Raw genomic sequence first — 14,580 nt, forward strand, 5'->3', positions numbered from 1 at the left:
CTCCGCCATGACCACACCGACGGCACGACCAGCAGTCCCGCCCTCCTCACCCCCCGCAGGAGCCGCCGGAACCCCTCCCCTCGACGACACCTCCCGGCTGGCCGCCGCCGCCGAGTTCGTCCGCGGTCAGGACACCGCCACCCTGCTCCGCCTCCTCCTGCCCGGCCTGGACGCCCTGGAGCTGCGGGCGCTGGCCGAGCGCTGCCGGTTCGCGCATGCCGCGCTGCTCGTGTTCCCGCCCGACGGGCCGGCCCTGCGCGGGCAGCTCACCGCGTGCGGGCTCGACCCCGAGGCGGTGGTGCAGCCGAGCGTGGTCGTGCGCGAGCGGCTCGCCTTACGCCATCGCCGCGATGCGGCGGCACTTGACGTAAGGATTCTCCGGCCCGAGGTGCACGGCGCCGACGGGGAGCGCCGGGTGGTGGAGGTGTTCGCCCTGGCCGTGCCGACCGGCTCGGACCTGGCGGAGGTCGCCGCACACGAGCGGGGGCGGGAGCACGAGGCGCACCTGGCCTTCGAGGTGGATCGGCCGGATCCGCTCGTGCTGCGCGGCCTGTGTGAAACGTTTGCCCGGCACGGCGCGGTCGCCGACGGCGGCGGCTACAACCCGCACGAGGACGGCACGGTGTTCTACTTCACCGCGCCCGCCGACTCGAAGGCCGGCTACCGGCGGGTGGAGCTGTACGCGAGTGGCGACCACCGCAGCGCGCTGGCCGCGCATCTCGACGCCTGCCAGGCCCGGCAGCCGGCGGAAACGCTCCTGCGCCTGCTGACGGGCGCCTGGACCACGCAGGCGCTGGCCGCGTGCGCGCAACTGCGGCTGCCCGAGGCGATGTACGACGCCCTCGCCGCCGACGAGGGCGAGGAAGGCGCCCCCCGGGACGACCCCCACGGGACGGACGCCCCCCGCCCCGCCGTCGGCGTGGACGCGCTGGCGCAGGCCATCGGGGCCGATCCGCAGAACCTGGCCACCCTGCTGCGCTACCTCGCCATGCTGGGCGTGGTCACCGCGGAGCCGGACGGCTTCCGCCTGACCGGGCTCGGCGCGCTGCTGCGGGCGGACTCCCCCGGGTCCATGCGGCCGCTGGCGCTGATGTACGGGGGTGCGTTCTACCAGTCCTTCGCCCTGCTGGCCCATGCCGTGCGGACCGGGCAGACCGGGTTCGAGCAGCTCTTCGGGGAGAACCACTTCGACTACTTCGCACGCAATTCCGAACTGGCCGAGCGCTTCGACCAGTCGATGGCCGCGAGTTCGCGCATGTTCGATCCGCTGCCCGCCCACCCGGTCATCGCCGCCGCCGGGGCCGCGCCCGGCCGCCGTACCGTCGTCGACGTGGCGGGCGGTACGGGGGAGCTGCTGGGCCGCATCCTGGCCGCGCGCCCGGCCCTGCACGGGGTCCTGCTCGAACGCCCGCACGTGGTGCAGGCCGCCCGCCGGCACCTCGACGCGGCCGGGGTCGGCGCCCGTTGCACCTACCGGGTCGGGGACTTCGCGGAGGTACCGCCCGGCGGGGACGTGTACGTCCTGTCCCGGGTGCTGCACGACTGGGACGACGCCCGCTGCGTGGAGATCCTGCGCCACTGCGCCCGGGCCATGCCGTCCCACGCCGACCTGCTGATCGTGGAGCGGCTGCTGCCTTCGGACGGCTCACCCTCGCTGGCGACGGCGTGGGACCTGCACATGATGTGCAACGTCGGCGGCCGGGAGCGCCGGGCCGGGCACTACGCCGACCTGCTCGGCCGCGCGGGCCTGCGGCTGGCCGGCCACTCCCCGCTGCCGCTGGGCGCGAGCGTCCTGCACGCGCGCAAGGCGACGGCGGCCGGCGGCGGGACGCGGCTGCCGTCCCCTTCGCGTCAGGGCTGACCGACCCGTCCTGGACGCGCACGAGCACGCGCACGATCACGATCACAACGAGTTCGAGTACGTCCCCGAGCACGCCCCGCAACCGCGGGGCGTGCTCTGGCCGTTCGGGACCGCGTACCGCTCGCGGGACCGTGCAGGTCACGGCGGGCGGAAGGCCGCCTTCCGTGAACGGGTCATGGCAGCTGTGTGAACGGGACCGCGCCGGGCGGCGGCACGGAGGGAGCGAAAAGAGCCACCCGCACCCCTTTTCAGCACCATGTGATGTGTGCAATGTTACAGCGCACACTGTTTTGCCGTGCTCACGACAGCGCCGGTTTGCGTCACATTCCGGCGTTGCGACCAATACCCCACACCCGCCGTGCTCGCCGCACGGCCCGCAGGCCGCTCGGAGGCCACATCCCCATGCGCAGTACCCCCACCAAGGGCCGTGTCCGGCCCCTCATAGCCGCCCTGGCGTGTTGTCTCGGCGTAGGAATGCTCGCTCCGGCCGGGCAGGCGCTCGCGAGCGACACCCCGGCCACCGCCGCCGCGCCCGCCACCACCACCTCCGCCCCGGCCGCCTTCCGCAAGGACGGCCTCGCGCCCCAGCCCTCGGCGGAGGCGGCCGCCGCCGACGCCCTCCGTGCCGAGCACGGCCGGCCGGACGCGGACCTGGCGCAGCGCGCCCCGCTCCGGTCCGCCGCCAAGGACCTGGCGCTCACCGAATGGCGCAAGGACGGCCGCACGCCGCAGGCCGGCGCGGGCGCCTTCGACGCCGCCGCCTGCAACGTCGCGGACTTCACCTCGAAGACCGGCAGCGCGCTGGTCCAGCAGATCAAGTCCTCCGAGCTGGGCTGCGTGAACTCGCTGTTCCTGCTCAAGGGCGCGGACGCCAAGGCCGCCTTCCGCGAGGCGCAGATGGTGTCGGTCGCCGACGCACTGCGCGCCAACTCCGCCACCTACCCCGGCGACAACAGCACGTCCACCGGACAGCTCGTCCTGTTCCTGCGGGCCGGCTACTACGTGCAGTGGTACAACAAGCCCGCCGTCGGCGACTACGGCCCGGCGCTGACGAGCTCGATCCGCGGCGCCCTGGACGCCTTCTACGCCGCTCCCCGCTCGCGCGACGTCACCGAGGCCAATGGTGCGACCCTGGCCGAGGCGGTCACGCTGATCGACAGCGCGCAGGAGAACGCGCGCTACCTGGACGTCGTCAAGCGCATGCTGACCGGCTACAACGCCTCCTACGACGCCTCGTGGTCGATGGTGGCGGCGGTCAACAACAGCTACACCGTCCTGTTCCGCGGCCACCAGACCCCGGAGTTCCTCCCGGCCGTGCAGGCCGACCCGTCCGTCCTGACCGTGCTGCGCGACTTCGCCGTCGCCCACAAGGACCTGCTCGGCACCTCGAAGTCCTACCTGACGGCCAACGCGGGCCGTGAGCTGGGCCGCTTCCTCCAGCACTCCGCGCTCAAGCCGACCGTCCGCCCGCTGGTGAAGCAGCTGCTCGACGGCGGTTCGATCACCGGCCCGAGCGGGGCCCTGTGGGTGCCGCTGGCCGAGATGACCACCGAGTACGACGCGGACAACTGCGCCTACTACAGCACCTGCAACCTGCCCCAGCGGGTCAAGGACGCGGTGCTGACCACCAAGCACACCTGCAGCCCGTCCCTGCGGATCGTGGCCCAGCAGATGGCCGCCGCCGAGCTGGCCGCCACCTGCACCAGCGTGGCCAACCAGGACGCCTACTTCCACAACCTGATGAAGGACAGCGGCCCGGTCGCCAACGACAACAACACGACCCTCGAAATGGTCGTGTTCGACTCCAGCGCCGACTACAAGACGTACGCCGGCATCATCTTCGACATGAGCACCGACAACGGCGGCATGTACCTGGAGGGCAACCCGGCCGCCGCCGGGAACCAGCCGCGGTTCATCGCGTACGAGGCCGAGTGGGTGCGGCCCACGTTCCAGATCTGGAACCTGAACCACGAGTACACGCACTACCTCGACGGCCGCTTCAACATGGCGGGCGACTTCAACGAGGGCATGAAGACCCCGACCGTGATGTGGGTCGAGGGCGCCGCCGAGTACGTCTCGTACCACTACCTGAACGTCGTCAACGACCGCGCCATCGCCGAGGCGGCCAAGAACACGTACAAGCTCAGCACGCTGTTCGACACCACCTACGACAACTCCGACTCGACCCGGGTCTACCGCTGGGGCTACCTGGCCGTGCGCTACCTGATCCAGTCGCACCCGCAGGACGTCGCCACCCTGCTCGGCCACTACCGCACGGGGAACTGGGCGGCCGCCCGCACCCTGCTCACCTCCACCATCGGCACCCGCTACGACGCCGACTTCGCGGCCTGGCTCGCCAAGTGCGCCGCCGGCGACTGCGGCGGCGACAGCACCCCGGGCAACAAGCCCCCGGTGGCGGCCTTCACCTCCACCGCGAGCGGCCTGACCGTCAGGCTCACCGACACCTCCACCGACCCGGACGGCACCATCGCCTCCCGCGCCTGGGACTTCGGCGACGGCACCACCTCGACCGCCGCCAACCCGTCGAAGACCTACGCGGCCGCCGGCACGTACACCGTCCGCCTCACGGTCACCGACGACAAGGGCGCCACCGCCACCACCAGCAAGCCGGTCACCGTGGCCGCCCCGACCAAGCCGGCCGAGTGCACCCACCCGGACGCCCGCGTCCTCGGTGACAACTGCTACCGCTCCAACGTCTCCGCCACCACCGGGAACTACGGCTACTTCTACCTCGACGTCCCGGCCGGCACCCCCGCCCTCAAGATCACCGTCTCGGGCGGCACCGGCAACGCGGACCTCTACTACAACCCCACCACCTGGGCGAGCACGAGCGCGTACACCCAGCGCTCGGTGAAGGCCGGCAACTCCGAGTCCCTCACCGTCAAGAACCCCTCGGGCCGCGTCTTCATCAGCCTGCACGCCGTGGAGGGCTTCGCCGGGGTCAAGGTCACCACCAAGTTCGGCGTCCTCCTCACCAAGTGCGCGGACCCGAACGTCCAGGTCATGGGCCCGAACTGCTACCGCTCGGGCATCAAGGCCCCGACCGGCGACCACCGCTACTTCTACGTGAACGTCCCCGCCGGCACCGCCGCCCTCAAGATCACCGTCTCGGGCGGCACCGGCAACGCGGACCTCTACTACAACCCCACCACGTGGGCGAGCAAGACCGCGTACACCAAGCGCTCGGTGAAGGCCGGCAACTCCGAGACCCTCACCATCAAGAACCCGAAGGCCGGGTACGTGTACCTGAGCCTGTACGCGAAGAAGGGCTTCGGCAAGGTCAAGGTGACGACCGAGTTCTGATCCCGCGATGAACGCCGGCCCGCCCCTCCTCGCCGAGGGGCGGGCCGGTCACTGCTTCCGGGTCTCGGCGTCCGCGCTGTTGAGGAGCTCGGCGAACGGCTTCTCGGCCACGGAGCCGCGGACCTGTGCGAGCCCGTAGCGCTCGTTGTGCCCCCTGTTGGCGTTCGGGTGGTCGGGGTCGAAGGCCTTCGTCTTCTTCCCGAGCGGCCCCACGTACACGTACACGTACGGGTTCGCGCTCTTGTACATCCACCACACGGTCACCCGGTGCCGTCCGCGGGTGGCGTTGAGGATCTCGTTGCTGTTGGACACGGTGCCCTCGTAGCGGAAGTACTCCCCCGGCGGCCCGTCGGGCTCGCGTGCCAGTTCCTCCTGGGTGAGGCCGTTGCGGTACCTCATGGACAACTCGTAACTGGGATCGATCTTCAGCCGGTCCTGCCGGACCATGTACACCTCGGTGTGGGCACGCACGGTCTCGTAGCAGGACCACTTCTCGCTGCCGATGTTCTTGACCGCGTCCCCGGAGAACTCCTCCCCGGGGTTGAGGGCGCGCCCCGGCGGCGCGATGAACTCGCCGGCCTCCAGCAGCACGGTGTCCGGGACGCTCTTCTTGTCCTTGACGAACGGGAGGCACTTCTTCATGTACGCCGGATCGCCCTTCTCGGCGGACTTCGGCGTGGCCTTGATCCAGTAGATGGTGCCCAGCACGTAGACGGGGACGTCGCCCTCGTTCCGCACGGTGAGGTGGACCGGTACGTACAGCTCCTTCCCGTCCTTGCTGAGGCTGGTCGCCTCGAACGCGGCGGGGCTCTCCACCAGGGGAGCGGCCACGTGCGGCACGTACACCTGCGTGTACAGCAGGTTCGTGCCCGCGAGGAGCCCGGAGAGCACGGCTCCCATGGCAATGCGCTTCGGATTGCGCAGCCCCCTCCAGGCCTGGGCGCGGACGAGCACGTAGAGCGCCCACACCGACCAGGCGATGAGCGCGAGCCACACCCACAGGTACGGGGTGTAGGTGCGGCCGGCGATCTGCACGTACAGCAGGGCCACGTTGACGACGAGCGAGATCGAGGCCGTGAGCAGGAGGACGCCGCCCGAGAACCGCGACTGCCGCTTCGTCCAGTAGTCCGCTGCGGCCAGGATGCCGAGGAACTCCACGATGCCGGCCGCGATGAAGGTCGCCCCGGCGAGGCGTCCGGCGTAGCTGAGGGCTCCGGCGGCGTCCGCCGTGCCGAATCTGATGAGCAGGACGGCGGTCGCGAGGAGGCCGGCTGCCATGAAGGCACCGGTGATGCGCCGGGGCCACGGCCGGTCCGGCCAGACCGTGCTGTCTCCGCCGCACCACTGCACATCGGACTCGAAGGCCAGCCCGTGGTGCCGCAGCAGCCTGTGCAGCTCGGCGGCGGACCGCACCCTGCCCAGTGTCTTTCCCCCGGCGGAGACCTTTCGCATGCCGAGACCATCCGGCGCCCCCACGGCGACCGCGGGGTTGTTCTCCATGCCTCCAGTGTGCTGCGGGCCGCCGCGATCCGCCCCCGGAGTGGCGGAACCGCAGCGGCCGCGCGGTAATCGGAAGGGGAACATCCACCGGACCGACTTTCCGGGAGTCCGCATGCGCACCCGTCTTCCCCGCCCGGCCGCCGCCCTCCTCACGGCCGTCCTGGCCCTCTCCGCCCCCGCCGCACAGGCGGCACAGGCCGCACCCTCGCCGAGCCCGACCGTGACCGACGCGCAGAAGTGCGTCACCGGCGGCGGCACCGTCGAATACGACTCGGACAAGGGCCAGTGGACCTGCTTCGGCGGCGAGTACAACAAGCTGCCGATCGAGTAGCAGCGGTCCGACCGGCCTCGGCCCAGGTCAGCCGAGGCGGGTCAGGCGAGTCGCGAAGGAGGGCTCGGCCAGGTCCGCGCCGACCGCCACCGGGACGCTCCGCGCACCGGCACCCTCGCCGACCGTGAGCACGCCGACCTCGGTGCCCGCCGCGGCCGTGTGCGGTACGGAGCCGCCCTCGGCTGCCTTCCCGTCCTTCCCCGCACTGTCGAGCGCGATGCGCAGCCGCTGCCCGGGCGTGCCGACGACGTTCAGGTCCTTCGTCGCCACCAGCGGGGTGCGCCCGCCGAGGCCGTCGTCCACGTACCCGACGGTCTGCCCCTTGCGGACCACCGGCGTGGCGGCGAGCGCACCGCGCACCGCCTCGACGACCTTCTTGCTGTTGGCCAGTACCAGGGCCAGACTGCGCGTCGCGTTCGGGTCCGCCCCCTCCGCGCGCTGGTCCATGAGCGCGCCCAGGATCATGGGGGTCTGGTCGCCGACCGACTTGTACCCGGCCCACACGAGGGCGCCGCCGGCCGGGGTGCTCGACCCCGTCTTGATGCCGCGGATGCTCAACTCGGGCGCGCTGAGCAGGGTGTTGTTGTTGATCAGCCGCTTGGAGAGGTTCTCGATCTCGGCGTCCGGCAGCGCGACCACGGAGCGGAACACCTCGTTCTGCATCACCGCCTCGGCCAGCTTGAGCTGGTCCACGGCCGTGCTGACGGTGCCCGCGTCCAGCCCGCTGGGGTCGGTGTACTTGGTGTCCTTCATGCCGAGTTCCCGCGCGGCCGCGTTCATCCGCTGCACGAACACCGCCTCCGAGTCGCTGCCGGTGTCCCAGCGCGCGAGGAGCCGGGCGATGTTGTTCCCCGACGGGATCATCAGCATCTTCAGCAGGTCCAGCTGGCTGTACGCACTGCCCTCGGCGAGGCCCTCGATGCGCGACTCGTCGTCGGAGTTGCCCTGCGCGACGGTCTTCGCGTCGATCTCGATGGAGGGGCCGTCCTGCCCCTTGCGCAGCGGGTGGTCCTTGAGCACCACGTAGGCCGTCATCACCTTCGCCACGCTGGCCGTCGGCACGGGCTTCTGCGGCCCGAACGTCCCGATGGTCCCGGAACCCGGAATGCGCACCGCCCCCTGCCCCTTGGCGGGCCACGGGATCTGGAACTGCCCCGGCACGGTGTGCACCTGCTCGGCGGCTACGAGCCGGGCGTCGGGCAGCGGACGCAGCATCTGCGCCCCGGCGAACGCCCCGGCGAGGAGCAGCAGGACCGGCGTCCACACCTTCACCCGGCGCACCGCGGTCCGGCGGAGGGTCTCGGCCGGGGGCGGGGTGTTGGTCAGCTGCGCGAGCAGGTCGAGGGGCGCGGCGTCGGGGTCGGCGGGTTCGGCGGCGGCTGCGGGGGCCGGTGCAGGTGGGGCCACGGGCGCGGCGAACTTCGCCGTGGGCGGGTCGAGCTCCTTCAGCGGAATGAGCGTACTGGTCCGCTCGGCATCGCTGTCGCGGTGAGCCCAGGAGGGTGCGGGCTGCTGCCCGTGCGCACCGGGACCGGCCGCGGTGCCCTCGTCCACCACCGCCGACCCCGTGGTCCGCGTCCCCTTCCCGCTCCCGTCACGCACGACCGTGCCGAGATCGAGGGTCGCTCCGGCGGCGGCCGCGGCCGCCTTCCCGCCGGCCCCGGAAGACGCGCCACCCTCCTCGCCCTTCACGTCCTCAACGGATCCGGAACCGGATCCGGAACCGGAGCCCGCACCGGCACTTGCGGCGAAATCAGCAGACCCGCCCCCCTCGCCGGAGACACCGCCTTCATCCGCCGACTCGACGGACTCGACGGATTCAGCGGACTCGGCGGACTCGCCGGACTCGGCGGACTCGCCGGACTCGCCGGATTCAGCGGACTCGCCGGACTCGGCGGACTCGGCGGACTCGCCGCACTCGACGGATTCAGCGGAGCCGGAGTCCTCGCCGGAGTCACCGTCAGGGTCTACGGACGCGCCCTCCCCGGCCGACTCGGCGACGACAGGCTCTTCGGCCGCAGCCGACTCGACGCCGGAGCTCGCGGGGGCGCTCTTTTCACCCGACTCGGCGTCCCGCCGATCGGTAGTGTCTTCTCCACCGTCCCCGGCGCCCCGGGACCCGTCAGCCCCACCCGCCGCGGCTCCGTCCCCGTCCCGACCCGAGCCCGGCTCGGGCTGGGGCTCGGGCTCGGGCTCGGGCTCGGGCTGGGGGTCAGCCTCGGTCTCCGAGCCCGCCTCTTGAGCCGCGCCACCCACCGGCGCCGCGCCCTGCTCCGGCGCGGCGCCGTGCTCCGGCGCCGCGTCATCCGCCGAACCCGAGCCCGCCCCACCTCGTACCGGCGCGGCAGCAGCGCAACCCGACGCGGCCCCCTCCGCCCCCTCCGGCTTCTCCGCCTCCGGAACCTCGGGGGAACCGCCCGCCACCGCCACCGTCGTCATCCCAGCCCAGCCTTGCTCTCAGATCCGTTCCGGGGCCCACAACGCCCCGCCGCCCTCCAAGATGTCCCCGACCCGAAATCTGTTCCGCCAACCAGATCTTGTGACCATCCGGTCATATTCCGCCCCTGGCACCCCCACCCCGCGCCACCTCACGCAACCCAGCCAAGCCCCCACCCCGCCCATCCCCACCCCGCCCCACCCATCCCCACCCGGTTAGGCTGACCCCATGACCGCCGTGCTCGAGTACGAAGACTTCGGAACCGGACGCCACCGCGAGGCCTCCCTGATCCGCCACGCCCTGGGCAGCGTCCACGACGAGGCCTTCGTCGCCGGCATGGCCGGGGGCATCGGTTTCATGTACTTCGTCTTCGAGTACGCCGGCCGGCTCCCCCTCCCCACGATCGTGGCCCAGTCCCACCCCGAGCCCTGGGTGCAGGTCGCCCTCGGCCGCCTGGGCGTCCCGTACGAGGCCACCCGCGCCATGAACCCGCGCTGGGGCCGGGTCCGTGCCGCGCTCGACTCCGGACAGCCCGCCTTCTGCGTGGTGGACCGTTCCTCCTTGCCCTGGCACGCGGCCGACACAGACGCCGAGATGACCGGCGCCGACGCGTACACCGTGGTCATCGCCGGTTACGACGGGGACGAGCTGCTGATCGAGGACGGGGCCGAGACCCCGTACCGGATCGACCGCGAGGAGTTCGGCGCCGCCTGGACCGCGCACCGCAAGGGGCGCCACCAGCTGATCGTGCCCACCGGGCCGTCCGAGGAGGAGCCGGACGTGGCCGGAGCCGTCGCCTCGACCGTCAGGCACCTCACCGGGCCCGTGCTGGGCAACAAGTTCGACGTGAACTTCGGCTTCAGCGGGATGGAGAAGCTCGCCGCGCAACTGCGCGACGCCACCACCAAGACCGGCTGGGAGCGCCGCTTCGGCAGCTCACCGGAGGCCTTCCGGACCGGCACCGGCCGCCTGTACGCCTGCCTGGAGGAGGAGTGGACGGCGCCCGGCGCCACCCGCCCCCTCTACGCGGACTTCCTCGACCTCGTGGGGCACGGCGAGGCCGCCGACCTCTTCCGCGAGTCGGCCGCCCACTGGTCCGCCCTGGCCACGCTCGCCCGCGACGCGTCCATGTCCGCGTCCGCGTCCGCCGACGCCATCGAACGCCGCACCCTCTTCGACGCCTGCGCCGACCACGTGGACCACTCCCTCACCCTGGAACGCCGGGCCGCGGTCCTCCTGGCCAAGTAGGCCGCACCCCGGTCCACCCCTGGCCCGGCACCCCCCCGCCCCGAGCCGCGACACCGCGCTCGGGGCTTCGTGCTGCCACCCTCGAAGCGCTCGCCGTCCTCACCGCCCTGGGACAGTACCCACCCCCACCCCCACCCGCAAGCAGCATGAAAATTTTCTGAAGCTCCATCAAGCTTCTCCTGCAAGCTGCCAGTTGGTCCTACCTGCGGCGCAATGCGCCATCGGGCCGCGAACCGGGCCCGCACCCGGGTTCCACCGGCGCGCCCTCACCGCGCACGGCTATTGACAGCGCCTGCCACCAAAGCATCAATAGGCAACACAGTCCAACAACTTCCAACACGGCGTGCAGTGACAGGCCCGTTCGTGCCTGCCGTCGTGCCTCCCGCGGCGCTCGCCTGCCGTCCCCTGCTCCCGGTCTCTGCTTTGACGGGGGCAAGGCAGGCCCTCCTCACGCGTCGCGAGGAGCCCCCCACCCGAAAGGACCCCTGCACATGCAACGTCATGCCTGTGTACTGACCGCCGCCCTGCTCCTCGCAGGCAGTGCGGCGGTCGCCCTCCCCGACACACCCGCAGCCGCAGCCGCAGCCGCAGCACCCCAGCTCAACGCCGGCCCCTACGTGCTCGAAGCCGAGAACATGGCTCTGACCAACTTCTCGACGGAGACGGTCAACCACACCTGGAACGGCACGACGGTCGACAACGTCACCTACGTCCGCGGCACCGCCGGCCAGACGAGCACCGCCCGCACGACCTTCAACGGCTCGGCCGGCACGTACGACCTGATCACGCGCTACAACGGCAAGACGGCCAACGGTGTCGCGTACGAGCTGTCCGTGAACTCCACCTCCGTGGACACGTGGGCCGGCGCCCAGCGCTACGGCCGCGACCACACCGACCCGATGAGCATCGACACCCGCACCTCCGTCAAGGTGGCGCTCAAACCCGGCGACCTCATCGAGCTCAAGGCCACGTCCGCCGGGGAGGTGCCGCGCGTGGACCGGATCACGGTTCAGGCGCACGTGGGGCCGCCGACCAGCCCGCTGACCCTGACCTCCCCGAATGCGACCCTGAACGACGGCTTCGCCTGGGGCAAGAACCGGGCCCTGGGCATGACCTTCCACCCGGGGAACCCGATGATGGGCCACGAGCCGGAGTGGTGGCGCCTCAAGAACGCCGCGCACCCGGCCGTCGAGCCCGGCTACTGGGGCGCGTACACCAACCGGGAGTCCTACTACAACCGGGACATCTCCCACCAGTCGGACGGCGCGCACGCGCTCGGGCTGGATGCGGAAACGTTTCACATGATGAAGACGTTCGCCGCGGACGCCGACGATCCGGGCCAGAACGGCTGGCCGCTGTGGGCGCACAGCTCCCACGGCGCGATGTACTACATCGACGGGACGGGTTTCCGCGAGCTGCCCTCCCCCTTCAACCTGATGGCGAAGGCGTACAAGCAGTACCAGTGGACCGGCGACGCCAAGTGGATCAACGACCCTGACCTGTCCGCGTTCTACGACTCCACGATGGGGCCGTTCCTGGCCGGCCACGAGGTGAAGTGGAACGACGCGGACCCGTCCGCCGAGCAGCCGGTCTCGCGGAAGCAGCCCGGGGAGTACACGGCGACCTTCTTCGAGTTCCCGAACGAGAACCTCGTCTCCGCCGCCGATTCGCTCGGCTACCAGTACCAGTCGATGACCGCGTACGCCGCGATCCTGAAGGCCAGGGGCGACCAGGCCGGCAGCGCGAAGTGGACCGACCGCGCGAAGCGGGTGCGCGAGCACTTCGAGCGGAACTGGTGGGACGCGTCGGCCGGCAGGTACGTCCGCGGCAAGGACGCCGCCGGCACCGGCTACAGCAGCTGGGGCCACGAGGCCAGCTTCCTGATGATGCTGACCGGGCTGGGCGACCACGGGGTCCGGACCGGCGGCTACCTCGACTTCATCGCGGCCAACGACGACGACCTGAACGTCGAGGCGACCTCCTACCTCCCGGAGATGTACTACCAGTACAACCGGTCCGCGGAGGGCTGGGCCTGGCTCAAGAAGCTCATGACCGGCCGGAACGGCTATCCGGAGGTCTCGTTCCTGGCCGTGAGCAGCGTGGTCGACGGCATGATGGGGGTGCAGCCGGACGCCCCGCACGACAAGGTGGCGACCGTCTCGCGGCTGACGTCCGAGACCCCGTGGGTGGAGCTCGACCACCTCAAGGTCGGCGGCAACGACCTGAAGCTGAAGCACACCGGTACGACGGGCTCCACGCTGACGAACAACTCCGGCGGCACGGTGCAGTGGGAGGCCCAGTTCTACGGCACCCCGGCCACGATCACCGTGAACGGCACGGCGTACACCCCGCAGACCAAGTCCCTGTACGGCAAGACGGTCTCGTACGTGACCGTACCGGTGGCCGCCGGCGCCACCGCGGCCGCGACCACCACCGGCGGCGGGGACGGCGACGGCGACGGCCCGGCGGTCGAGCTCAGCGACCTCTCCTGGAGCAGCGCCCGCACCGACTTCGGCACGGTGCGCAAGGACAAGAGCGTGGACGGCAATCCGATCCGGCTCGGCGGCACCACGTACGCGCACGGCATCGGCACGCACGCCAACAGCACCCTCACCTACGCCCTGAACGGCGCCTACACCCGCTTCCAGTCCGACACGGGCGTGGACGACGAGGTCACCGCCAACGCGACGATCACGTTCGAGGTGTGGGGCGACGGGGTCAAGCTCTACTCCAGCCCCTCCCCCATGACCCCGGCCACCCCCGCCCAGCCCGTCGATGTGGACGTCACCGGCGTGAACACTTTGACCCTCAAGGTCACGGACGCGGGCGACGGGATCAACAGCGACCACGCCGACTGGGCCGGGGCCAAGCTCCTCGCGAAGCCCCGGACGCCCACGGCCCTCAGCGCCCTGGCCTGGACGGGCACGCCCACGATCGGCTACGGCAGCGTGCAGAAGGACAGGAGTGTGGACGGCAACCCGATCCGGCTCGGCGGCACCACGTACGCGCACGGCATCGGCACGCACGCCAACAGCACCCTCACCTACGCCCTGAACGGCGCCTACACCCGCTTCCAGTCGGACACGGGCGTGGACGACGAGGTCACCGCCAACGCGACCGTGAAGTTCGAGGTGTGGGGCGACGGGGTCAAGCTCTACTCCAGTCCGTCGGCCCTCACCCCGGCCACCCCCGCCCAGCCCGTCGACGTGGACGTCACCGGCGTGGACACCCTGGTGCTCAAGGTGACGGACGCCGGCGACGGCATCAACAGCGACCACGCCGACTGGGCGGAGGCCAGGCTGGTGCGGTGACCGCGCAACGCGCGATCGGGCTCACCGGCCTACGGGCTACGGGCCCACGGGCAGCATGCGCCCGCCCGTGAGGCGCAGCAGCTCTTCGGCGGTCGTCGGGAACACCGTGTGCGGTGTCCCGGCGGCCGCCCACACGCACGCGTAGTCCGTGAGCGCCTCGTCCACGACGGTGGGCAGCGCTCGCGGGTGCCCGACGGGCGCGACCCCGCCGATCGCCTGCCCGGTGGCCTCGCGGACCTGTTCGGGCGTGGCTCGGCGGAGTTCGGGGCGCCCCCAGCGGGCGGCCAGGGCGGCGGTGTCCACCCGGTGCCGCCCGCTGGTCAGCACGAGCACGGGTTCCTCCCCGGAAAGGAACACCAGGCTGTTGGCGATGGCTCCGACCTCGCACTCCAGTGCGGCGGCCGCGGCCGCGGCGGTACGTGCGGACTGGTCGAGCTCGCGCACCCGCCCGGGGACCCCTGCGGCCGCGAGCGCCCGGGCCACCACCGCGCTGCGGGCGGGCAGGGAGGAGGAGATGTTCTGTTCGGACTCCACGGGACTCCTTGGCGGTTGGCACTCGGCGGTGGGC

At 71.6% G+C, this 14,580-nt stretch carries 8 protein-coding genes; 5 read left to right on the plus strand and 3 right to left on the minus strand.

The genetic code is table 11. The annotated features are described in order from the left end of the window. Positions 1–7: 7 nt before the first annotated feature. Positions 8–1,861 (plus strand): methyltransferase, encoded by a 1,854-nt coding sequence (locus tag ACZ407_RS15705; protein WP_468128627.1) that lies wholly within the window; start codon positions 8–10, stop codon positions 1,859–1,861. Between the two features lie 474 nt (positions 1,862–2,335). Then, on the plus strand, positions 2,336–5,185 hold the full coding sequence (locus ACZ407_RS15710; RefSeq protein WP_468128628.1) for a collagenase: 2,850 nt from the start codon (positions 2,336–2,338) through the stop codon (positions 5,183–5,185). Positions 5,186–5,233: 48 nt separating this feature from the next. Here ACZ407_RS15710 and ACZ407_RS15715 read toward each other — a convergent pair whose 3' ends face one another. Then, positions 5,234–6,685 (minus strand): Yip1 family protein, encoded by a 1,452-nt coding sequence (locus ACZ407_RS15715; protein WP_468128629.1) that lies wholly within the window; start codon positions 6,683–6,685, stop codon positions 5,234–5,236. 112 nt (positions 6,686–6,797) lie between these two features. Between ACZ407_RS15715 and ACZ407_RS15720 the strand changes: the two genes are divergently transcribed. After that, entirely contained in the window at positions 6,798–7,016 is a 219-nt protein-coding gene (locus ACZ407_RS15720; protein ID WP_468128630.1) for a hypothetical protein, read from the plus strand. 27 nt (positions 7,017–7,043) lie between these two features. On the opposite strand, the gene ACZ407_RS15725 is transcribed toward ACZ407_RS15720, so the two are convergent. Continuing rightward, positions 7,044–8,708, minus strand: coding sequence for a D-alanyl-D-alanine carboxypeptidase family protein (locus ACZ407_RS15725; protein ID WP_468128631.1), 1,665 nt, complete (start codon positions 8,706–8,708; stop codon positions 7,044–7,046). Between the two features lie 973 nt (positions 8,709–9,681). Between ACZ407_RS15725 and ACZ407_RS15730 the strand changes: the two genes are divergently transcribed. Then, positions 9,682–10,701 (plus strand): BtrH N-terminal domain-containing protein, encoded by a 1,020-nt coding sequence (locus ACZ407_RS15730; RefSeq protein WP_468128632.1) that lies wholly within the window; start codon positions 9,682–9,684, stop codon positions 10,699–10,701. 491 nt (positions 10,702–11,192) lie between these two features. Beyond that, positions 11,193–14,012 (plus strand): NPCBM/NEW2 domain-containing protein, encoded by a 2,820-nt coding sequence (locus ACZ407_RS15735; protein WP_468128633.1) that lies wholly within the window; start codon positions 11,193–11,195, stop codon positions 14,010–14,012. Positions 14,013–14,048: 36 nt separating this feature from the next. Here ACZ407_RS15735 and ACZ407_RS15740 read toward each other — a convergent pair whose 3' ends face one another. Next, entirely contained in the window at positions 14,049–14,546 is a 498-nt protein-coding gene (locus ACZ407_RS15740) for a YbaK/EbsC family protein (RefSeq protein ID WP_468128634.1), read from the minus strand. Positions 14,547–14,580: the final 34 nt, after the last annotated feature.

The organism is Streptomyces sp. NPDC030809 (assembly GCF_055572195.1).